Below are 19,615 nucleotides of genomic sequence, written 5' to 3' on the forward strand. Positions count from 1 at the left end.
CACCGCCCACCCGGTCCGGGCCTGCGCGACCCACGCCCCGCCCTCCCGCACGAAGCGGGCGTCACGGGGCCGCCGCGCCTCGATGCGGGCATACAGCCCTTCCAGCCGCCGGGCGAGTTCGGGACCGACCTGACCCTCCTGCACCCGGCGCCGTTCCTGGGCGCTGAGCGTCAGGGGGTAGGTCTGCACGAGGTCGCGGGAACGAATCGCCCCGCCGATCAGCACGGGTTCGGGGGCCACGACCTTCAGGCGCAGGGTCTGGGGCCGCAGTTCCCGGTCCACGCCAGGGGGCACCGGGGGAGCCTGTCCGGCGGCAAGCAGCAGGGCTCCGGCGAGGAGGGCGAGGCGGCTTGCTCCGCGCCGCAGGGTCAAAGGGAGAGTCATCGTGGCGTCCTCCAGAAGGGCGGGATGAGAAAGGGGTCAGTCGCCACCTCGGGCCTGACCCCCTCCTTGCCGCGCCGGGTCAGTTGGGGGGCAGCAGCACCGTGTCCACGACGTGAATGATGCCGTTGCTGGCCCGCACGTCCGCACGGGTGACGGTCGCGTCGTTGATCATGACCATGCCGCCGCTGGCGTTGATGGTCACGTTGGCCCCCTGCACGGTGCGGGCGCTGCTTAGGCGGGTCACCTGCGCCGCCGTTACCCGGCCGGGCACGACGTGATAGAGCAGCACGGCGCGGAGTTGCGCGGGGTTGTTCAGCAGGGCCTGAAGCTGATCGGCGGGAATCTTGGCAAAGGCCGCGTTGGTCGGCGCAAAGACCGTGTAGGGGCCGGGCTGCGCCAGGGTCTGCGTGAGCCCGGCGGCCTGCACAGCCGCGAGCAGCGTGCTGAAGTTCGGATCGTTCGAGACGATCGCGGCGATGGTGTTGCCCGCAGGCACGCTCTGGCCACCCCCCGCGACGGCGGTAGGGGCGAGCAGGAGTACGGTGCTGATCCACATCAGGCGCTGCTTCATGGTGATCCTCCTTGAACACGGCTTCCAGCGGCAGCGGCGTCAGGAGGGCCTGTCCCTCCCGAACCGGGTGTCGGCTGCGCTTTTGACGAATTCCACTGCCTGGAAGGCTCCCGCAGCGTAAGGGCGCCTGCCCCCCGGTGGGGTAGGAGGCCGTACAATCCCGCGTCCGCAAGGCCCCTTAACGGCGGGCACAGGGGACGCTCAGGTCAGCAAGGAGCGTCAGGAGGCCCGGAAGCGTCAGCAGGGAGCGTCAGGAGGCGTGGTGGCCGCGTTCCTCCCCCAGCCCCTGTTCTGCCTGTATTCGCCCGTCGAGCAGATGCAGCGCCCGGTCGGCCCGCCCTGCCTGCCGCTCGTCGTGGGTGACCAGCAAGACCCCCGAGCCTTCCTCCCGCGCGAGGCCGAGCAGCAACTCGGCCACCCGGTCGGCGTTGGCGCGGTCGAGGCTCCCGGTGGGTTCGTCAGCCAGCACGATGGCGGGGCGGGTCACGAGTGCGCGGGCCAGGGCCACCCGCTGCCGCTCGCCGCCCGAGAGGACACCGGGAAGGTCACGCCCCCGGTTCCCCAGGCCGACGCGCTCCAGCAGCCCCCGCGCCCGCTCCGCGCCCTCCTCGCCACTCAGCAGCGCGGGCACCCGCACGTTGTCCAGCACACTGAGGTCCTCGAGCAGGTAGTGGTGCTGAAAGACCAGTCCTACCCGCCCGGCCCGCCGCCGCGCCCGCGCCTGGGTGCCTTGCGTGTCGATCCGCTCGCCTGCCCACCAGACCTCGCCCCCCTGCGGCGTGTCCAGCCCGCCCAGCAGGTGCAGCAGCGTGCTCTTGCCGCTGCCCGACGGCCCCGAGACAGCCACGACCTCGCCCGGCGCCACCGCCAGCGAGACGCCGTGCAGCACCGTCTGGTCCCCGAAACCGTGCCGCACCTCGCGGGCTTCCAGGGCGGGGGGAGGGGGGGCAGGGGCGGCGGTCACGCGCGGCACTGTAGCGCACGGTGCGGGCGGGCCGGGCGATGCTCTAGAGCATTTGCCATAAGAATGCGATGGGTTTCCGCATTCGTTGGCCGAGCGGACTTGCAAAGCTGCGCAGCAGAGCGAGCGAATTGAAGAAGAGCATTGGGCAGAATGGAGGCACCTGGGGCGCCCTTCCCCGGGGGCCGTAATTCTGTCCAATGCTCTAGCATGGGCGGGATGCCCGGTCTGGACGAGTTGAGAACTTCGCCGCTGTTTCACGACGTGCCGGAAGCCGCCGTGCGCGAGGCCGCCCGGATCGTCACCCCCAGGNCAATGCTCTAGCATGGGCGGGATGCCCGGTCTGGACGAGTTGAGAACTTCGCCGCTGTTTCACGACGTGCCGGAAGCCGCCGTGCGCGAGGCCGCCCGGATCGTCACCCCCAGGCACTTCCGGCGCGGCGAGCTGATCGTCGAGCAAGACGCCCAGGGCGAGGCCCTGCACCTTGTCACGCGGGGGGTGGTTCGCGTCAGCCGCGTGAGCGTGGGAGGCCGGGAGCGGGTGCTGGGCGACCTCTACGCGCCGGGCGTGATCGGGGAGACGGCGGTGCTGGCCCGGCAGGATCGCAGCGCGTCGGTGCGGGCGCTGGAAGAGGTCCGCACCCTGATGCTTTACCGCAGCCACTTCGAGCTGATCTTGCGCCAGCACCCGCAGGTGCTGTGGAACCTCGCCGAGATGCTGGCCCGCCGGGTCACCCTGCTCAACGACGAACTGATCGCCTTCGGGCTGAACACCGAGGCAGCCCTCGCGCACGTCTTCGGCCACCTGCACGCGGTCCGGGTGTCGGCGGGCGTCCCGCGCCCGGAGGTGCTGCCCCTTTCCACCTCCGACATCATGGCCCGCACCAGCAGCAGCCGCGAGACGGTCGTGCGTGTGCTGAGGCGCATGGAGGGCCAGGGCCTGCTGCGCGTCGGTCCCCAGAGCGTGACCCTGCTCAACCCGGCGGCGCTCGATCAGGTGTCGCTGGAGGCGGCGGACCCGGACTGAAGGAGGCCCCTCGCCCCTCGCCCTACGCCTCCTTCCGCAGCAGCACGCTCTTGAGGTACAGGCTCTCGGGCACGCTCAGCAGGTGGGGGTGGTCGGCGGGCTGGTAGGTGATCGCCACGACCTCCGCGCCGCAGTCGGCCTCGCCCGCCGCGACCCTCGCCGCGTCCAGCAGGTCGTCTACCCGGATGTAGTGGGCGCAGGTACTGACCAGCAGGTATCCGCCGGGCCGCAGCATCCGCAGGGCGCGGGCCGCGCCGTCGGTGAAGATGCGCTTGGCGCGGGGCACGTCCTCCTTGCGCTTGGCAAGGGTGGGCGGGTCCAGCACGGCCGCCCCGAAGGTCCGTTTCTCGCGCTCCAGGGCCGTCAGCGTCTCGATGGCGTCCCCCCAGCGTATGCCGACCCCCACGCCGTTCTCGCGGGCCTCGCGCTCCAGCACCCCCAGCGCGGCCTGATCCTTGTCGAGCGCGACGGGTTTGGCCCCCGCCCGCGCCGCGTGCAGGCTGAAGCCCCCGGTGTACGAGTACACGTCCAGAAAGCCCTCGCCGGGCCGGACGAGCGAGCGCATCAGCCGCCGGTTGTCGCGCTGGTCGAGGAAAAAGCCGGTCTTCTGCGCGTCGAAGGGGGAGAAGTGCAGGGTGAGGTCGTCCTCATGGAAGGTCACGCGCTCGGGCACGTCACCCCACAGCACGCCCGTGTGCAACTCCAGCCCCTCGCGGCGGCGCTCGCCCGTGTCGCTGCGCTCGAAGGCGGAGGTCGCGCCCGTCTCCTCGCGCAGCGCCCGCAGGATCAGGTCGCGGTGGCGCTCCACGCCCGCGTTGCGGAATTGCACGCTCAGCACGTCTCCAAATTGGTCCGCCACCACGCCGGGCATCCCGTCGGCCTCGGCGTACAGGACGCGGCGGGCGTCGGTGCCCACGACACGGCCCTCGCGCCGGGCCAGCGCCGCCCGCACCCGCGAGCGGTAGAACTTCAGGTCAATCGCCTCGCCGGGCGTCCACGTCAGCATCCGCAGCGGCGTGGCCCCCTGCGGGTTGAAATAGCCGCGCCCGATCAGCGTCCCGTCCGGCGCCCGCACGTCCACGACCTCGCCCGGCTCTATCCCCGGCCCCGCCTCCCCGATGTCCCCCGCGTGCCCGAAGGGGTAGCGCCCCGAGACGCGCCGCACCGCTCCCGGCTTCAGGGTCACGCTCGCCAGCCTGCTCGCCTTCGTCATGGGTGCAGGCTAGCAGGGGCAGGGGGGCGGCCCGCTCTGCCATCATCGGGCGCATGGAACAGTTCGCGGCGTTCGTGGTGGGCGGTCAGCGGGTCTACGGGATGCTGCACGTCCCCGAGGAGCGCGGCCCAGAGGAGCGCGGCCCCGGGGAACACCGCCTGGGCGGGGGACGTCCGGCGCAGGGCTGGCCCAGCGTGGTCATGCTGCACGGCTTTACCGGCAACCGCGCCGGGGACCACCGCCTGCTGCCGCTGTTCTCGCGGTATCTGGCGGCGCGGGGGGTGGCCTCGCTGCGCTTCGACTTCCGGGGCAGCGGCGAGTCCGAGGGCGACTTTTCCGAGATGACGGTCGCCCGCGAGGTGGAGGACGCGGAGGCCGCCTTCGGGTACCTGCGCGGCCTGCCCATGCTCGACCCCGATCGGGTGATGCTCCTGGGCTTTTCCATGGGCGGCCTCGTCGCGGCCCTCGCCGCCGAGCGGGTGCGGCCCCACCGCCTCGCGCTGTGGGCACCCGCGCTGCCCGAGCTGTGGCTGGGGTTCCTGCGCGGCGGCTACGCGCCCCCGGTGATCCGCGATTACGGCGGTTGGCCGCTGGGCCGCGAGTTCCTGCTGGAGATGCCCCGCGTGAAACCCCTGGAAGCTGCCGCCCGCTGGGGAGGGGTGGCCCGCGTCTTCCACGGCGACGCCGACACGGTCTGCCCACCCGCCTACGGGGTGCGCTACGCCCAGGCCCTCGGCGGCGACGCGGTGGCGATTCCCGGCGCCAACCACACCTTCGACTCGCTGGAGGCGGTGGAGATGCTGTACCGGGAGACGGGGCGGTTTTTGACGGGGGGGTAAGCATCTTCAAACCGCTTCCCATAACGGCTAGTTTGTCCGTATGACAGGTGAACCGCAATCTGGCGACCCCTGGGAGGCTGACGCAGCAATTGACCTCCGGGAATTCGACGGTGTTCTCGTCCTACAGGGGAATGCGGCAGGCCTGCGGACGCTTGCGCGAATGCTACTTGACCTCGCCGAACGCCAGCCGGGGGTGCATCAGCATTTGGAGGACTGGAGTGGCCTTAACCTCGGCTCGCTCCCCTTAATCTTGCAGCACGGTGCTATTGGGCAGGAGTGAAGTTTGCTATGGGCATTGTGTTGGGGGCGAACTTGAATCCCTCCGATGAGGTGGGGCAGGGGAGATTCAGCGCCCTTCTCTCCGTGAATAGACCAAAGCGAAGGGCGCAGGATTGCCTCTCCCACGCCCCCCGTTCCGCTTGCTCCGGCCTACAGCGCCAGATACGCCTCCCGCACCGCCGGGTCCGCGAGCAACTCCGTCCCGCTCCCCTCCTTCACGACCTGCCCGTTTTCCAGCACGTAGGCCCGGTGCGCGAGCCTCAGGCTCAGGCCCACGTTCTGCTCGACCAGCAGCACGGTGACCCCCTGCTCGTTGACGGCCCTCAGCGCCCCGAACACGGTCTGGGTCATCAGCGGCGAGAGGCCCAGCGAGGGCTCGTCCACCACCAGCACCGAGGGGCGGCCCATCAGCGCCCGGCCCACCGCCACCATCTGCTGCTCGCCGCCCGAGAGCGTTCCGGCGAGCTGCCCCGCCCGCTCGCTGAGGCGCGGGAACAGCTCGTAGACGTGCGCCAGCGTCTGCGCCTGCACCGCCCGCGCTTCGGGGCGCATCGCCGCGCCGAGTTCGAGGTTCTCGCGCACGGTCATCAGCGGGAACAGTTCGCGGCCCTCGGGCACGTGCCCCAGCCCCAGCCCCACGATCTGCGAGGGCGCGGCGCGGGTGATGTCCCGCCCGCCCAGCGTGATGCGCCCCGCCGAGGGTTTGACCACGCCGCTCACGGCCCGCAGGGTGGTCGTCTTGCCCGCCCCGTTCGCCCCGATCATGGCGACGAACTCGCCGGGAGCGACCCGCAGGCTCACGTCCCACAGCACCTGCACCTTGCCGTATCCGGCGGCGAGGTTCTCGATGACGAGGTCCTGGCCCTGAAGGCGTGTCCCCGTTGAGTTGATCTGTGTCGCTGTCATGCGTGCAGCCCCTCTTCCGTCCCCAGGTACGCGGCGACCACCTGCGGATTCGCCGTGACCTCGTGGTAGGTGCCTTCGGCCAGCACCTGCCCCTGGTCCATCACGACCACCCGGTCGGCGAGGTCGCGCACCACCGGCATGATGTGTTCGATAAACAGCACGCTGACGCCGCTGTCGCGCACGCTGCGGACCAGCCCCACCGCCTCCTGCGCCTCCCCCGGCCGCAATCCCGCCATCACCTCGTCGAGCAGCAGCACGCGCGGCTGCGTGGCAAGCGCCCGGGCGACCTCCAGCCGCTTGTCCTGCAGCAGGGTCAGCTCGTGCGCCTCCTTGTCGGCGTGGGCGGCGAGGCCGGTGCGCTCCAGCAGGTCATAGGCCCGCTCCCGCGCCTGCCCCAGCGTCGTGCCGCGTGTGCCGAACAGCGCCCCCACCGTCACGTTCTCGTGGACCGTCATCTCCGGAAAGGGCCGCACGATCTGGAAGGCCCGCCCCAGCCCCGCGTGGCACCGCGCTTCCATCGGCTCCTGCGTCACGTCACGCCCCAGCAGGTGCAGCCGCCCCGAACTGGGCCGGTAGACGCCCGAGAGCAGGTTGAGCAGCGTGGTCTTGCCCGCCCCGTTCGGCCCGATCACCGCCAGAATCTCGCCGTCGTACTGGCTGAAACTGACGTTCTGCACCGCCAGCAGCCCCCCGAAGCGCTTGCTGAGGCCGTCTGCCCGCAGCACCACGTCCCCCCGGCCCACCGCTGAAGGCTGCACACCCACTGCCGTCATACGTCCCCCCCATGCTTGCCGCGCCTCAGCAGCCCCATCAGCCCGCGCGGCAGCCACAGGATGCTCAGCATCAGCACCAGCCCGTAGACCACGAGGTACCCGTTCTTGATGGAGTTGTGCAGGATCTCCTCGGCCACCCGCAGCACCGTCGCCCCCAGAATCGGCCCCAGCGTGGTGTACAGCCCCCCGAAGATGGAGGTCGTCAGCGGCGCGATGGAGTTGGCGAGGCTGAAGGTTTCCAGCGGGTTGATGAAAAAGGTCTTGCCCGCGTACAGCACCCCGCCCAGCGCGGCCAGGAACGACGAGATGAAAAAGGCCAGCAGCTTGTACTTCACCACGCTGACCCCCAGCACCCGCGCGGTTTCCTCGCCCTGCCGGATCGCGGCGAAGGCGTGGTGCAGCCGCGACCGCCGGATGGCGAGGCTGACCAGGGCCGTGAACAGCAGGATGCCGAACGCCAGGAAATACTGCGCCCGCGCATTCCCGCCCAGCAGCGCCGGAACCAGCAGCCCGTTCGCGCCGCCCGCCGTGGCTTCCGGCAGGTTCTGAATGATCGTCCGCACGACCTCTGTGAAGGCGAGGGTGGCGATGGCGAAGTACATCCCGCTCAGGCGCATGGTCACGGCCCCCAGAATCAGCGAGATCAGGCCCGCGATCAGGGCGGCGGCGGGCATCGCCAGGAACCAGGGCATCACCTTGCCGAGCAGCGCGAAGCCGTAAGCGCCCAGCCCGTAGAAGGCCGCGTGCGCGAGGCTGACCTGCCCACTGCGGGCCAGGATGTCCCACGACAGCGCCAGCACCCCGGCAACCAGCGTGAAAAAGGCGATCTGGAGCAGGTACTCGCTCCGTTCTCCCAGCGGCAGGAAGGGAAAGACCAGCGCCAGCAGGAAGAACAGACCCAGCGGCAGCAGCGCCCGCAGCGGCACGTCGGGACGGCGCACCACGGCGCGGCCCCCGTCCATCGCCCGGCTCATCTGGCTCCCCTGAACGAGCGGAACACCAGCGTGGCAAAGATCAGCAGGAAGAACACCGCGTCGCTCCAGCCGCCGCCGCCCGGCACGTAGGTCTGCACCAGCGCCTCCGACACGCCCAGCACCACCGACGCCCACAGCACGCCCGTCAGGTTGCCCAGGCCCGCCATCACGATGATCGCGAAGGCTTTCAGCGCGAAGACCAGCCCCACCGTCGGCGAGGCGAACAGCAGCACGGCGACGAGCACGCCTGCGATGGCCGCCAGTCCGCAGCTCACCCCGAAGGCGATCAGGTACACCCGTTCCACGTCGATGCCGATGAGTTGCGAGCCCCGGCGGTTTTGCGCCACCGCCCGCATCTGGCGGCCCAGGGTGGTTCGGTACAGCACCCCGTACAGCGCCCCCAGAATCAGCACCGCCAGCCCGAACGCAATGGCCTTGGGCCCGCCCACGCTGAGTTCCCCGATGGAGAGGCTGCTGCCCTGGTACGGGGTCGTCACCGTGCGGGTGTTGCCCCCCAGCCAGATCAGCGCGAGGTTTTGCAGCAGGATGCCCAGTCCGAAGGTCAGCAGCATCTGGTTGAGTTCGGGCGCGAGCAGCACGTGCCGGATGCTCACCCGGTAGGTCAGCGCCCCGACGCCGAAGACGGCGAGCGCGGCGAACGGCAGCGAGATCAGCGGATCGACGCCCAGGTACGCGCTCAGCGCCCAGGCCAGAAACGCGCCGATCATCAGGAACTCGCCGTGCGCGAAGTTCACGATGCCCACCACGCCGACCGCCAGCGCCAGTCCCGACGCGACGAGCGCGTAGATGCCGCTTTGCAGCAGGCCATTGAGCAGGGTTTGTAAGAAGAGTTCCATGCAGGGCTCCGTGGGGGAGAGGAAAGGGAAGGGGAGGGGAGGCAAAGGGGGAGCCGCCCCGGTGGTGGCGGGCGGCCCTGATGGGCGGGTCGGTGGCCGGGCTCTAGGTCTAGGTCAGAGGGTCAACCACCGACCCCGTCTGGCTCACCTGCCCCAGACCGTCGTCTTCTTGGCCGACTTCAGCGGGTAGACGGGCACGCGGTCGTCCGCGAGGTACTGGAAGCTCAGCCAGCTTCCGGCCTTGAAGCCCTGGTAGCGGGTCTTGTTGCTCCTGGAAAAGGTCAGCGGGCCGAAGGGCGTCTGGGTGTTCGTCTTCGCCAGCTCGGCGGCCACCTTGTCCTTGTCGGTGCTGCCCGCCTTGTTGATGGCGGCGGCCAGCGTCTTCAGGTTCACGTAGGCCAGCGGCGCGAAATACTCCTCGGTCACGTTGCCGAACTTCTTGCGGTAGGCGTTGACAAAGGCGCGGCTCTGGCTGTTGGGGCTGGTGGGCAGCCACAGGCTCAGGCCCGCCACGTTGTCGGCCAGCCGGTTTTTCTCGAAGCCGACGGGCCACGAGGGCGGCGTGCCGTAGATCAGGCCCACGTTGAGGTTCTGCTGCTTGATCTCGGTCGCCAGCGGCAGGGCGTCGGTGTCGTAGCCCACCCAGTAGAAGATGTCGGGCTTGGCGGCCTTGGCCTTGCTGACGATCGGGCCGAAGTTGCCGCTGCCGGTCTTGAACTTCTCGGTCATGACGACGTTGAAGCCCGCCTTTTTGAAGGCCGCCACGGTGTCGTTGATGCCCGCCGACCCGAAGGGGCCGTCCTCGTAGGCGATGGCGATGTTGCGGGCCTTCTTGGTGACGCGCAGGTGCTTGAAGTAGTCGAGGATCGCCTCGAAGTTGTAGTAGCTCCAGGGGTGGTAGTGGAAGAAGTACTTGTGGTCGGCGAAGGCGTCCTCGACGGGCACCGCCGCCGCGCCGATCCAGGCCATGAAGGTGTTGTACTGCTTGGCCGGGCCGCTGATGGCGATGGAGGTGGCGCTGCTGACCCCGCCCACCATGAAGTCCACCTTCTCCACGGTCACCATCTTGACGAACTCCGGAACCGCCTTGGCCGGACTGCTGCCGTCATCGGCGAACTCCAGTTCCAGGGGCCGCCCCAGCACGCCGCCTGCTTTGTTGATCTCCTCCAGTGCCAGCAGGTAGCCGTTGCGGGCCGCCTGCCCCGACACGCTGCCCGCCCCCGAGAGGGGAAGCAACGCGCCGACCTTCACCGCGCCCGCGCTGGACAGCGCGAGCAGTACGCCCGTCAGAAGCATCTTTTTCATGTTCGGGGTGAGTGTAGCCGCAGGCCATCACGCCCGCGTTACAGCCGGGGGGCCGCGCTCCGGGGCTGTGACCGCCCCGTAACGTCTTCCCCCTACCCTCGGAGGCGACATGCGACAAGGTGAGGGCAGGGGCGAGGACAGGGAGGGCGCGGCATTCACGCTGGAGGTGGAGGCTGCGCTGGGGGGGGTGAGGGTGCCGGTGCGGCTGGGTGGACGCTCGTGGGGGCGGCTCAGCGAGGCGCGGGACAACGCCGTGCTGGTGTGCCACTACTACACCGGCACCGCACAGGCGGCAGGGATGGGGGCAGACGGGACACCGGGCTGGTGGGCCCCCCTGATCGGGCCGGGGCGGGCGGTGGACACGAGCCGCTATTTCGTGGTCGCCATGAACACGCTGTCGAACGTGCAGGTGCGCGACCCGGCGGTCGTGACGACCGGCCCCGACACCGGGCACCCCGACGGCCAGCCCTGGGGCGAGCGCTTTCCCGCCTGGAACTTTGCCGACCTGCACGCGCTGCAACTGGAGCTGATGCGGCAGCTCGGCGTGGAGCGCTGGCACGCGGTGATCGGCCCCAGCTTCGGGGGGATGCAGGCCCTCCAGTGGGCGGCCCGCACGCCCGAGCTGGCTCCCCGGGTGGCGGCGGTGGCGACCAGCCCCTGCGCGGGGCCAGTCCTGCGGGGCGCCTTCGGGCCGCTGATGCGCGACGTGGCCCCCACGGGCGGACTGGAGGGGGCGCTGCGCCTGATCTCCCTGTTCGGCATGGGGTCGGATGGGCTGGAGGCCGCCTTCCGGGACACCGACTTCGGGGCCTACCTGCGCTCGCGCTCGGGGACGGCCAGCCTCGCCCATATCCTCGACATCGCGCGGGTGGTGCAGACGCACGACCTGCACGCGGTCGCGCCGCGCCCCGAGCTGTTCGCCCGCTGGCGGGAGGCGGGGTTGCGCCTGCTCACCGTGAACATCCGGGGGGACGGGTTCTTCCCCGCCCACGAGATGCGGGCCTTCGCAGAGGCGAGCCAGGCGGCGGGCGTGGCCCACACCCATTTCGAGTACGGCTCGGCCTGGGGACACCTGGGGTGCGTGCAGGACACGGCCCCCTTCGCGGGGCTGCTGCGCGGCCTGCTCGACGACACGCTCGCCGCTGCCGCGCTGCCGCCGGACCTGGCAGGCGCGGGGGAGGTTCCTCATGCCTGAGCGCACGCTGGTCGCCCTGCACGGCAATTTCGCGTCCTCGGCGTGGTGGGCGGACCTGCTCGCCGACCCGCCGGGGGGCTGGCGCGTCCTCGCCCCCGACCTCCCCGGCTTCGCGGGCACCGCCCACGACGGCGAGGTCGGCATCGCCGCCTACGCCGACTGGCTGGAGGGCTGGCTGGAGGGTCAGGGGGTGACCCGCCCGGTGCTGCTGGGGCACTCGCTGGGCGGGGCGGTCGTGCTGGAGGCAGCGGCCCGCCGCCCGGACGCCTACGCCGGGTTGATCCTGGCGGCGTCGGCTCCCCTGACCGGCCTGGTGACCCCCGAGGAAAACTACCCCGTGCTGGAGCTGCTGCGCGGCAATGCGGGGTTGCGCGAGATGAGCCTGGGCGCGCTGTTCCCCTCCCGCCGCCCGGACAACTTCCCGGAGCTGCTGGACCACGCGGGCCAGATGGCGCCGGGCCACTACAGCGGCAATGCCCGCGCCCTGGCGAGCTGGAGCGTGGACCCCTCCCGCCTCGCCGGGCTGCCCGTGCTGGTGCTGGGGGGCGAGCTGGACGCGCTGGTCACGCCCGAACTGGTGCGCGAGCAGGCGAGGGCGCTGGGCACCTCGGCCACCGTGCTGCCGGGCCTGGGCCACGGCTTTCCGCAGGAAGACCCCGCCGCCTTCCGTGCCCTGCTGGAGAACTTCCTCCGGTCCCTGTCCTGATTTACCCTGGAGCCGACATGAACAAGGTGTACCCGAGCGCCCGTGAGGCGCTGCAAGATGTGGTGGCCGACGGCCAGACCGTCGCCGTGGGGGGCTTCGGCCTCTGCGGGATTCCCGAGCAACTCATCCTCGCGCTGCGTGACAGCGGCGTCCGCGACCTCACCGCCGTGAGCAACAACGCGGGCGTGGACGGCTGGGGCCTGGGGCTGCTGCTCCAGACCCGCCAGATTCGCAAGATGATCTCCTCCTACGTGGGCGAGAACAAGGAGTTCGAGCGCCAGTACCTCGCCGGGGAGCTGGAGCTGGAGTTCACCCCCCAGGGCACCCTGGCCGAGCGGATGCGGGCCGGGGGCGCGGGCATTCCCGGCTTCTACACGAAGACCGGCGTGGGCACCGTCGTCGCCGACGGCAAGGAGCACAAGGACTTCGACGGCGAGACGTACATCCTGGAGCGCGGCATCAAGGCCGACCTCGCGCTCGTCAAGGCGTGGAAGGCCGACCGCAGCGGGAACCTCGTGTACCGCAAGACCGCGCAAAATTTCAACCCGATGGCCGCCACCTGTGGCCGCGTAACGGTGGCCGAGGTCGAGGAGATCGTGGAGGTCGGACAGCTCGACCCCGACGAGATCGACACCCCCGGCATCTACGTGCAGCGGGTGGTGCTCAATCCCAACCCCGAGAAGCGCATCGAGCAGAGGACGGTGAGGCAGTAATGCCCTGGACGAGAGACGAGATGGCGGCCCGCGCCGCCCGCGAGCTGCAAGACGGCTACTACGTGAACCTGGGCATCGGCCTGCCCACCCTGGTCGCCAACCACATCCCGGAAGGCGTCTCCGTGATGCTCCAGTCCGAGAACGGGCTGCTCGGAATCGGCCCTTTTCCCACCGAAGCTGAGGTGGACCCGGACCTGATCAACGCCGGCAAGCAGACGGTGACGGCGCTGCCCGGCGCGAGCTTTTTCTCCAGCGCCGACTCCTTCGCCATGATCCGGGGCGGGCACGTCAACCTCGCCATTCTGGGGGCGATGCAGGTCTCGGAGGGGGGCGACCTCGCCAACTGGATGATTCCCGGCAAGATGGTCAAGGGAATGGGCGGCGCGATGGACCTCGTGGCGGGCGTGCAGCGCGTGGTCGTGCTGATGGAACACGTGGCGAAAGGCGACGCGCACAAGATTCTGCGTGAATGCACCCTGCCGCTGACGGGCAAGGCCGTCGTGGACCGCATCATCACCGACCTCGGCGTGCTGGACGTGACCCCGGAAGGTCTGAAGCTGGTCGAACTCGCCCCAGGCGTCACGCTGGACGAGCTGCGGGCGAAGACGGGCGCGACGATTCACGAGTAGGGGAGGGGGAGGGAGCCGGGCGCTTCTGCGGGGGCGTCCGGCCCCTGCTCTGTCTATTCTGCCGGGGATGAGCCGCGCCGCCGTCCTGACTTTCCTTGCCCTGCCGACGGGGTATCTGCTGTGCTGGTTCCTGTACGGCGTTCCAGCCGAGATCATGGTGATGGTGCTGCTGGTGGGCGCGGCGGCGTTCGCTTACGGGGTGCGGCGCGACCGGGGTGTGGGCGCCTTCCTGACGCTGCTGCTGACGGTGGGGCTGGGAGTGGCGCTGATTGTGGGAGTGTTCGCCCTCCCCATCCTGGCGGGCAACGGTGAAACGCTGGTCCTCGCGCCGCCGGTCGCCGGGCTGCTGCTGCTGACGCTCGGGGTGCTGGTGGTCTTTCGCCGCCGGATGGGAGCGGCGCGGCGTGTGGCGCTCACCACACCGCTCGCGCCGTGGCTGTGGGGGATGGGCCTGCTCCTCTTCGCCTTTTTCCCCGCTGTCCGCGTGGACTGCCGGGGACTCCAGACCGACCCGTGGATGACCTATGACGGGGGGTTCACCTCCGGCACGCTCGGGAAGCGGCTGTGGGCGGCGCAGCCTGACCTGATCCCCGACCGGGCCGAACTGCCCGCCGCCTTCGTGGTGGACGACGTGCGCTCCAGCGTTACGCGCTGCTTTCAGGATGACCGGGGCCGCCCGCGCCCGCTGTCCTTTCGGGCGAGTGCGCCGCTGCTCGCCGTCCACCTGATCGAACGGGTGCGGCCGGGGATGGACGCCTACGCCGCCGTCTTCACGCCGGGCGAGCACCGCAAGCTCACGCCCTGGGTGCCGACCGAGCCGCCATATTCGGGAGTGACGAAGCACGGCCCTTACGGCTTCCCCGGCTGGGTGGTCTTTCCCTTCCTGCCGACGCTTCCGCCTGAGCTGGAGCGGGCGCTGCCGTAGCCTGGGCCCATGCCCCCGCTCCTGCTGCGCGTCCTGTTCGGGCTGTCCGTTCTGGGGGTGGTGGCGTGCTTCTTCGGGGTACTGGCAGCGCTGCGGCTGGGGTTTGGCCCCGACGCGCCCGTGCCCCGGGAGTCTGCGCTGCTTCTGGCTGCCCTCGCCGCGCTGGGTCTGGTCCTCTCCGGCGCGGCCCTGTGGTGGCTGGGGCGGAGGCTGGACCGCGCCGGTTAGGGCCGCTCTGCCACGCTGGACACGTCACCCCAACCCTAACGGGCGTTTGTTAGACTGCCCGGGCAGATGACCCAACCAGACACCCGCGCCCCGGCGCCGCCCTCTTCCGCGCCAGACGCCTGGACGGACGCCCTCGCCCGCCTCGCCGCCGACCAGCAGACGGTCCGTGCGGGCGGCGGTCCCAAGGCCCAGCAGCGCCAGCACGACAAGAACCGCCTGACCGCCCGCGAACGCATCGCCCGCCTGGTGGACGAGGGCACGCCCTTCGACGAACTGATGACCTTCGCCGGGTACGGCATGTACGAGGAGGTCGGCGGCTGCCCCAGCGGCGGCACCGTGACCGGCATCGGCACCATTGGGGGCCGCCCCTGGATGATCGTCGCCAACGACGCCACCGTGAAGGCGGGCGCCTTTTTCCCCATCACCGCCAAGAAGGTGATCCGGGCGCAGACCATCGCGTTCGAGAACCATCTCCCTGTCATTTATCTGGTGGACTCGGCGGGCGTGTACCTGCCCATGCAGGACGAGATCTTCCCCGATCAGGACGACTTCGGGCGGGTCTTCTACCTCAATGCCCGCATGAGCGCGAGGGGCATCCCGCAGATTGCCGCGATTATGGGCAACTGCGTGGCGGGCGGCGCGTACCTGCCCGTCATGTGCGACACGCTGATCATGACCGAGGGGTCGGGCCTCTACCTCGCCGGACCCGCGCTGGTGAAGGCCGCCATCGGGCAGGTCGTGGACTCCGAGGAACTCGGCGGGGCGGACATGCACGCCGCGATTGCCGGAACGGTGGACTACAAGGAACCCGACGACGACGCGGCGCTCGCGCGGGTGCGGGCCCTGGCCGACCTGTACGCGCAGGGCGACCCGGCTCCCTTCGCCCGGCGCCGCAAGGAGACGCAGCCCGCCCCAGAGCGTGACCTCACCGCACTCGTAGGCTTCGACGGGTCCAAGACCTACGACGTGCGGGACCTCATCACCTCGGTCGTGGACGGCGGTGAGTTCCACGAGTTCAAGCCCGAATACGGCGAGTCCATCGTGTGCGGCTTCGCGCGGGTGGGCGGCTTTCCGGTGGGCTTCGTCGCCAACCAGCGCACGGTCATCAAGAAGAAGCTCAAGTCGGGCGGCGAACCCGGCCTGCGCACCCGCATCGAGGTGGGCGGCGTGATCTACGGCGACTCGGCGGACAAGGCGGCCCGCTTCATCCTCGACGCGAACCAGGCGGGGGTGCCGCTGGTGTTCCTCTCGGACGTGACCGGCTTCATGGTGGGCCGCGACTCCGAGCAAGAAGGCATCATCCGCCGGGGCGCGAAGCTGGTCAATGCCGTCAGCAACAGCGTCGTGCCCAAGATCACCATCATCACGGGCGGCTCTTTTGGGGCCGGGAACTACGCGATGAACGGCAAGGCCTACGCGCCGCGTTTCCTCTTCGCGTGGCCCAGCGCCAAGTACGCCGTGATGAGCGGCAACGCGGCGGCCAAGACGCTGCTGGACATCCAGCTCGCGGCCCTCAAACGCGCGGGCCACCAGCCCGACGACGAGGAGTTGCAGCGCCTCTACGACGAGGTCAAGGCCAAATACGACACCGAACTCGACCCCCGCTACGCCGCCGCCCGGTTGTGGGTGGACGAGATCATCCCGCCGCAGGACACCCGCGACCGATTGATCCGCGCTCTGGAGGCCTGCGCCCAGAATCCACATCAGGAAGAGTTCAAAGTGGGCGTGTTCCAGGTATGAAGGAGACGATGAACCCACTGGTCAAGGAGTTGATCGAGAAGCTCGGTGCTCTGGATATCGAGACGGCTTACGAGGAAGAAGTCCTGTTCGCGGTGATCCGGGGTGGGGCTTCCCTCCCGGATGACGGCCTGGAACTCGCGCTCTCGCCTCTGGAGCTGGGGCCGAGGGCGCTGGCCGTCCGCGCCCAGCACTTTCTGCCGCTGCCACAGGAGGAGGTGCCAGATCTGGAAACGCTCCGGCAGCGCCTGGAAGAAGTGCGCGAGGAATGCGTGTTTGCACGGAGCGTGGTGTTCAGTGACGACGGCGGTGAAGGTGAAGAACCCGTCTTGCTGACCGACGCCTCCTTTCTGCTGTCTGACCTGCGCCCCGCCCAGATTCAACTCCTGCTCACGGGGCTGACCCTCTTTGCAGAAGAAGTCCTCCTCACCATCGGCACGGTGTTCGGAGCCGAAGAAGATGCCCTGATAAAGGAGAAGAACTGATGACCAGCACCCTCGACCGTCCCGCCAACCCCAACACCCAGCCCCTCAACGACGACCAGCGCACCATCGTCTCGGCGCTCAAGAGCTTCCTGAAGTCGAAGGTGGAGCCCGGCGCCGCCGAGCGCGACCAGACCGGCGAGTTTCCCTTCGAGATCGTCCGCGAACTCGGCGAGATGGGCATCATGGGCGCCCAGACCCCGGAGGAGTACGGCGGCTCGGGCCTCGACACCGCCACCTTCGCCATGATCATCGAGGAAGTGGCGGCGGTGGACGGTTCTCTTTGCCTGACCGTCGCCTCGCACAACTCGCTGTGCCAGGGCCACATCCTGATCGGCGGAACTGAGGCGCAAAAGGCAAAGTTTCTGCCCGCCCTCGCCTCTGCGCAGAAGCTGGGGGCCTGGGGCCTGACCGAACCCGGCAGCGGCAGCGACAGCGGCGGCATGGTGTCCAACGCCCGCGAGCAGCCCGACGGCTCGTGGATCCTGAACGGCTCCAAGAACTTCATCACCCAGGGCAGCGTGGGCGGCACCTACGTCGTGCTGGCCCGCACCGACGCCGCCCGCCCCGGCAAGGGCAAGAACGACGGCATCAGCGCCTTCGTCTTCAACCGCGACGAGGTGCAGGGCTTTTCCATCGGGCGCAAGGAGGACAAGCTCGGCCTGCGCTCCAGCGACACCGCGCAGCTGATCTTCGAGGACATCCACCTGCCCGCCGACGCGCTGCTGGGCGAGCGCGGCAACGCCTTCAAGGACGTGATGAAGGTGCTCGACGGGGGCCGGGTGGGCATCGCCGCGATGGGCCTGGGCCTGGGCCGCGCCGCCTACGAGTACGCCGCCCGCTACACCGCCGGGCGCGAGCAGTTCGGCAAGCCGATCTCGCACAACCAGGACATCGCCTTCCGGCTGGCTGACCTCGACACGAGGCTGGAGGCCGCCCGGTTGCTGATCCGCAAGGCCGCCGACCTCAAGGACGCGGGCATGAACTTCACGGTGCCCGTGGCCCGCGCCAAGCTGTTCGCTACGACGGTGGGCGTGGAGGCCTGCGACGAGGCGATCCAGATGCTGGGCGGGTACGGCTACATCAAGGAGTACCCCGTCGAGCGCTACTGGCGCGACAACCGCCTGACCCGCATCGGGGAGGGCACCGACGAGGTGCAGCGTCTGGTGATCAGCCGCGACGTGCTGAAGCGCTTCGCGCAGTAACAGCTTCACTTCGGGGGCCCTGTGGGAGACGACTTCCGGCGGGGCCTTTCCGGTGAGGCGACCTCCCGTTCCCGGTGAAGTTTTCCGCAATGGGGGCATCGTAAGCGGGGGCGCATCTGTCCTCCGCCTCAGCCTCTACACTCTGTGCATGAAGGGCCTGCGTGAATTTATCGACTGGCTGCGCGAGGCGCTCAGGGGTTCGCCGCAGCCCCGGCCAGTGCCCGTGCCGGTCCGGGTGCGCGACCGCCGCTAGGGACCCCGGCCACCTCTTCCAAACCGTTGTCCGTCCACTCCTGCGGGGGTGGGCGTTTTGCTGCCGTGCCGGGAGCAGGGCGGGCTCACCCCTGCACCATAGCTCACCCGGCCGGGGGCGGCTGTGGCCGCGTCGCCTGACGCGCTCCCGAAAGGTGGCCTAGAGTGCAGGTGCCCGGGGCCATCTTCCCCGGAGAACCGAGAACGAGGAGACCAGTTATGCATATCTATGAGCTGTCTGGCCGGAACGTGGACGTGACGGAAGCGATGCGCGACTACGTGCAGGAGAAGCTGACGCGCCTGGACCGCTACAGTGACCAGATCACCGACGCCCGCGTGGTCCTGACGGTCCGTGAGGTGCGCGACGCCGGACGGCGCAACCGCGTGGAGGTGCAGCTGAACGTGCCGCACGGCATCATCCGCGCCGAGGAACACCACGCCGATATGTACGCGGCCATCGACCGCGCCAGCGACGTGCTGGAGCGCCAGCTGCGCAAGTTCAAGACCAAATACATGAAGCATCGCCAGGACGCCGCCCCCCAGCCCGAGCCGGGGCTGGCCGAGGCCGAGGTGGACGCGGGGCTGGGCGACGTGACCGACTTCGAGCCCGAGATCGTGCGCACCAAGCGCTTTGACGTGCGCCCCATGAGCGCCGAGGACGCCGTCACCCAGATGGAAGCGCTGGGCCACGACTTCTACGTCTTCCGCAACATGGATTCGCAGGGAGTCGGCGTGGTCTACCGCCGCCGCGACGGGCACTACGGGCTGATCGAGCCGAACTGAGCGGCCGCCCCCGGAGGGGGAGAGGAGCCTGCGCCGCCGCCGCTCCTCTCCCCCTCCGCCTGTCTCCTGCCTGTTCCGGCGGCAGGGCGGGCCATCTGCTAGGGTGGGGTGTTCATGATCGCGCACGTGGTCAACCCCGGAACCAGCAGCGTGAAACTCGCGTGCGCGACCATTCTGTCCAGTGACAACCCGGCCCTGCCGGGGCAACTGCGCCTCAGTCTGGAGCGGGCGGAAGTGCCGCTGGCGACCGCGTCTGACCCGCATGCCCTGATCGCCGCCATTCTGGAGGCCACGGCAGGCTGGCCCACTCCCGACGCGGTGGTGGGGCGGGGAGGCTGGCTGGGCGCAGTGGCGGCGGGGACCTACCGGGTCACGCCCTCGCTGGCCGCCTACGCTGCCGAACCGGGCCGCGACGGGCTGGGGGCGGCGCTGGCGCTGCGGCTGGGGCAGGTGCGGGGGGTGCCCGCCTACGTGGTCGACCCCCAGAGCGTCAACGAACTGCTGCCCGAGGCCCGCGAGACGGGCGTCCCCGGCGTGACCCGCGAGCCGCGCTTTCATGCGCTGAACGCCCGCGTGGTCGCCCGCCGCGCCGCGCACGAGGTCGGGATGCGCCTGCAAGACGCGCGGGTGGTCGTCGCGCACCTGGGGGCCACCACCAGCGTGACTGCCTT

Annotated in this window: 21 protein-coding genes and 2 pseudogenes; 14 read left to right on the forward strand and 9 right to left on the reverse strand. The window is 69.9% G+C overall.

The genetic code is table 11. The features are described 5' to 3' along the window. From QOL99_RS06480 to QOL99_RS06490, 3 genes and pseudogenes are all read right to left on the reverse strand, one after another. Window positions 1–384: pseudogene (locus QOL99_RS06480) on the reverse strand (VanW family protein); the annotation flags it as partial. Window positions 385–463: 79 nt separating this feature from the next. Then, window positions 464–955 (reverse strand): fasciclin domain-containing protein, encoded by a 492-nt coding sequence (locus QOL99_RS06485; protein WP_285522391.1) that lies wholly within the window; start codon window positions 953–955, stop codon window positions 464–466. Between the two features lie 250 nt (window positions 956–1,205). Continuing rightward, window positions 1,206–1,928, reverse strand: a complete 723-nt coding sequence (locus QOL99_RS06490; protein WP_285522392.1) for an ABC transporter ATP-binding protein — start codon at window positions 1,926–1,928, stop codon at window positions 1,206–1,208. A gap of 322 nt (window positions 1,929–2,250) precedes the next feature. Between QOL99_RS06490 and QOL99_RS06495 the strand changes: the two genes are divergently transcribed. Then, a complete protein-coding gene (locus QOL99_RS06495; protein WP_285522393.1) occupies window positions 2,251–2,943 on the forward strand; it encodes a Crp/Fnr family transcriptional regulator in 693 nt (230 codons plus the stop codon). Window positions 2,944–2,965: 22 nt separating this feature from the next. On the opposite strand, the gene QOL99_RS06500 is transcribed toward QOL99_RS06495, so the two are convergent. After that, window positions 2,966–4,156, reverse strand: coding sequence for a class I SAM-dependent rRNA methyltransferase (locus QOL99_RS06500; RefSeq protein ID WP_285522395.1), 1,191 nt, complete (start codon window positions 4,154–4,156; stop codon window positions 2,966–2,968). Window positions 4,157–4,209: 53 nt separating this feature from the next. Between QOL99_RS06500 and QOL99_RS06505 the strand changes: the two genes are divergently transcribed. Further along, complete coding sequence (locus QOL99_RS06505; protein ID WP_285522397.1) at window positions 4,210–4,995, forward strand: alpha/beta hydrolase family protein; 786 nt, start codon at window positions 4,210–4,212, stop codon at window positions 4,993–4,995. 40 nt (window positions 4,996–5,035) lie between these two features. Next, window positions 5,036–5,275, forward strand: coding sequence for an Imm32 family immunity protein (locus QOL99_RS17960; RefSeq protein ID WP_456318847.1), 240 nt, complete (start codon window positions 5,036–5,038; stop codon window positions 5,273–5,275). A 149-nt stretch (window positions 5,276–5,424) separates the two neighbouring features. Here QOL99_RS17960 and QOL99_RS06510 read toward each other — a convergent pair whose 3' ends face one another. From QOL99_RS06510 to QOL99_RS06530, 5 genes are all read right to left on the reverse strand, one after another. Continuing rightward, the gene (locus QOL99_RS06510) at window positions 5,425–6,180 is read right to left on the reverse strand and encodes an ABC transporter ATP-binding protein (RefSeq protein WP_285522398.1); all 756 of its coding nucleotides are present in this window, start codon (window positions 6,178–6,180) and stop codon (window positions 5,425–5,427) included. Further along, the gene (locus QOL99_RS06515; RefSeq protein WP_285522400.1) at window positions 6,177–6,953 is read right to left on the reverse strand and encodes an ABC transporter ATP-binding protein; all 777 of its coding nucleotides are present in this window, start codon (window positions 6,951–6,953) and stop codon (window positions 6,177–6,179) included. The genes QOL99_RS06510 and QOL99_RS06515 overlap by 4 nt, the downstream gene beginning before the upstream one ends. Further along, window positions 6,950–7,927 (reverse strand): branched-chain amino acid ABC transporter permease, encoded by a 978-nt coding sequence (locus QOL99_RS06520; protein WP_285522402.1) that lies wholly within the window; start codon window positions 7,925–7,927, stop codon window positions 6,950–6,952. Before QOL99_RS06520 ends, QOL99_RS06515 begins: the two co-directional genes overlap by 4 nt. Then, window positions 7,924–8,784: a branched-chain amino acid ABC transporter permease gene (locus QOL99_RS06525; RefSeq protein WP_285522404.1), complete on the reverse strand. Its 861-nt coding sequence runs from the start codon at window positions 8,782–8,784 to the stop codon at window positions 7,924–7,926. Before QOL99_RS06525 ends, QOL99_RS06520 begins: the two co-directional genes overlap by 4 nt. A gap of 144 nt (window positions 8,785–8,928) precedes the next feature. Further along, window positions 8,929–10,089, reverse strand: a complete 1,161-nt coding sequence (locus QOL99_RS06530; RefSeq protein ID WP_285522406.1) for an amino acid ABC transporter substrate-binding protein — start codon at window positions 10,087–10,089, stop codon at window positions 8,929–8,931. 109 nt (window positions 10,090–10,198) lie between these two features. On the opposite strand from QOL99_RS06530, the gene QOL99_RS06535 reads away from it, so the two are divergent. The 11 genes and pseudogenes from QOL99_RS06535 to QOL99_RS06585 all read left to right on the forward strand — a co-directional run. Then, the gene (locus tag QOL99_RS06535) at window positions 10,199–11,284 is read left to right on the forward strand and encodes an alpha/beta fold hydrolase (protein WP_285522407.1); all 1,086 of its coding nucleotides are present in this window, start codon (window positions 10,199–10,201) and stop codon (window positions 11,282–11,284) included. Continuing rightward, entirely contained in the window at window positions 11,277–11,990 is a 714-nt protein-coding gene (locus QOL99_RS06540) for an alpha/beta fold hydrolase (protein ID WP_285522408.1), read from the forward strand. Before QOL99_RS06535 ends, QOL99_RS06540 begins: the two co-directional genes overlap by 8 nt. A gap of 17 nt (window positions 11,991–12,007) precedes the next feature. Then, on the forward strand, window positions 12,008–12,703 hold the full coding sequence (locus tag QOL99_RS06545; protein WP_285522409.1) for a CoA transferase subunit A: 696 nt from the start codon (window positions 12,008–12,010) through the stop codon (window positions 12,701–12,703). Then, window positions 12,703–13,332, forward strand: coding sequence for a CoA transferase subunit B (locus tag QOL99_RS06550; protein WP_285522410.1), 630 nt, complete (start codon window positions 12,703–12,705; stop codon window positions 13,330–13,332). Before QOL99_RS06545 ends, QOL99_RS06550 begins: the two co-directional genes overlap by 1 nt. A gap of 67 nt (window positions 13,333–13,399) precedes the next feature. Next, window positions 13,400–14,257: a hypothetical protein gene (locus tag QOL99_RS06555; protein ID WP_285522411.1), complete on the forward strand. Its 858-nt coding sequence runs from the start codon at window positions 13,400–13,402 to the stop codon at window positions 14,255–14,257. Between the two features lie 9 nt (window positions 14,258–14,266). Then, the gene (locus tag QOL99_RS06560) at window positions 14,267–14,485 is read left to right on the forward strand and encodes a hypothetical protein (protein ID WP_285522412.1); all 219 of its coding nucleotides are present in this window, start codon (window positions 14,267–14,269) and stop codon (window positions 14,483–14,485) included. 66 nt (window positions 14,486–14,551) lie between these two features. Further along, window positions 14,552–16,225, forward strand: coding sequence for an acyl-CoA carboxylase subunit beta (locus QOL99_RS06565; protein WP_285522413.1), 1,674 nt, complete (start codon window positions 14,552–14,554; stop codon window positions 16,223–16,225). Window positions 16,226–16,233: 8 nt separating this feature from the next. After that, window positions 16,234–16,707 carry a hypothetical protein gene (locus QOL99_RS06570; protein ID WP_285522414.1) on the forward strand — a complete coding sequence of 158 codons (474 nt, stop codon included), beginning with the start codon at window positions 16,234–16,236 and terminating at the stop codon, window positions 16,705–16,707. Continuing rightward, window positions 16,707–17,909: an acyl-CoA dehydrogenase family protein gene (locus QOL99_RS06575; protein ID WP_285522415.1), complete on the forward strand. Its 1,203-nt coding sequence runs from the start codon at window positions 16,707–16,709 to the stop codon at window positions 17,907–17,909. Before QOL99_RS06570 ends, QOL99_RS06575 begins: the two co-directional genes overlap by 1 nt. A 471-nt stretch (window positions 17,910–18,380) precedes the next feature. Continuing rightward, window positions 18,381–18,944: a ribosome hibernation-promoting factor, HPF/YfiA family gene (hpf, locus tag QOL99_RS06580; RefSeq protein WP_285522416.1), complete on the forward strand. Its 564-nt coding sequence runs from the start codon at window positions 18,381–18,383 to the stop codon at window positions 18,942–18,944. Window positions 18,945–19,058: 114 nt separating this feature from the next. After that, a pseudogene (locus QOL99_RS06585) lies at window positions 19,059–19,615 on the forward strand (butyrate kinase); the annotation flags it as partial.

It is taken from the genome of Deinococcus rhizophilus (assembly GCF_030271215.1).
Lineage (GTDB): Bacteria > Deinococcota > Deinococci > Deinococcales > Deinococcaceae > Deinococcus > Deinococcus rhizophilus.

Excerpts from the sequence above, each read along its gene's own strand:
- QOL99_RS06555 (WP_285522411.1), top strand. The coding sequence starts at position 13,400 with ATGAGCCGCGCCGCCGTCCTGACTTTCCTTGCCCTGCCGACGGGGTAT.
- QOL99_RS06500 (WP_285522395.1), bottom strand. The coding sequence starts at position 4,156 with ATGACGAAGGCGAGCAGGCTGGCGAGCGTGACCCTGAAGCCGGGAGCG.
- QOL99_RS06565 (WP_285522413.1), top strand. The coding sequence starts at position 14,552 with ATGACCCAACCAGACACCCGCGCCCCGGCGCCGCCCTCTTCCGCGCCA.
- QOL99_RS06535 (WP_285522407.1), top strand. The coding sequence starts at position 10,199 with ATGCGACAAGGTGAGGGCAGGGGCGAGGACAGGGAGGGCGCGGCATTC.
- QOL99_RS06510 (WP_285522398.1), bottom strand. The coding sequence starts at position 6,180 with ATGACAGCGACACAGATCAACTCAACGGGGACACGCCTTCAGGGCCAG.
- QOL99_RS06515 (WP_285522400.1), bottom strand. The coding sequence starts at position 6,953 with ATGACGGCAGTGGGTGTGCAGCCTTCAGCGGTGGGCCGGGGGGACGTG.
- QOL99_RS06550 (WP_285522410.1), top strand. The coding sequence starts at position 12,703 with ATGCCCTGGACGAGAGACGAGATGGCGGCCCGCGCCGCCCGCGAGCTG.
- QOL99_RS06525 (WP_285522404.1), bottom strand. The coding sequence starts at position 8,784 with ATGGAACTCTTCTTACAAACCCTGCTCAATGGCCTGCTGCAAAGCGGC.
- QOL99_RS06530 (WP_285522406.1), bottom strand. The coding sequence starts at position 10,089 with ATGAAAAAGATGCTTCTGACGGGCGTACTGCTCGCGCTGTCCAGCGCG.
- QOL99_RS06485 (WP_285522391.1), bottom strand. The coding sequence starts at position 955 with ATGAAGCAGCGCCTGATGTGGATCAGCACCGTACTCCTGCTCGCCCCT.
- QOL99_RS06560 (WP_285522412.1), top strand. The coding sequence starts at position 14,267 with ATGCCCCCGCTCCTGCTGCGCGTCCTGTTCGGGCTGTCCGTTCTGGGG.
- QOL99_RS17960 (WP_456318847.1), top strand. The coding sequence starts at position 5,036 with ATGACAGGTGAACCGCAATCTGGCGACCCCTGGGAGGCTGACGCAGCA.
- hpf (WP_285522416.1), top strand. The coding sequence starts at position 18,381 with ATGCATATCTATGAGCTGTCTGGCCGGAACGTGGACGTGACGGAAGCG.
- QOL99_RS06545 (WP_285522409.1), top strand. The coding sequence starts at position 12,008 with ATGAACAAGGTGTACCCGAGCGCCCGTGAGGCGCTGCAAGATGTGGTG.
- QOL99_RS06570 (WP_285522414.1), top strand. The coding sequence starts at position 16,234 with ATGAACCCACTGGTCAAGGAGTTGATCGAGAAGCTCGGTGCTCTGGAT.
- QOL99_RS06505 (WP_285522397.1), top strand. The coding sequence starts at position 4,210 with ATGGAACAGTTCGCGGCGTTCGTGGTGGGCGGTCAGCGGGTCTACGGG.
- QOL99_RS06540 (WP_285522408.1), top strand. The coding sequence starts at position 11,277 with ATGCCTGAGCGCACGCTGGTCGCCCTGCACGGCAATTTCGCGTCCTCG.
- QOL99_RS06495 (WP_285522393.1), top strand. The coding sequence starts at position 2,251 with ATGCCCGGTCTGGACGAGTTGAGAACTTCGCCGCTGTTTCACGACGTG.
- QOL99_RS06520 (WP_285522402.1), bottom strand. The coding sequence starts at position 7,927 with ATGAGCCGGGCGATGGACGGGGGCCGCGCCGTGGTGCGCCGTCCCGAC.
- QOL99_RS06575 (WP_285522415.1), top strand. The coding sequence starts at position 16,707 with ATGACCAGCACCCTCGACCGTCCCGCCAACCCCAACACCCAGCCCCTC.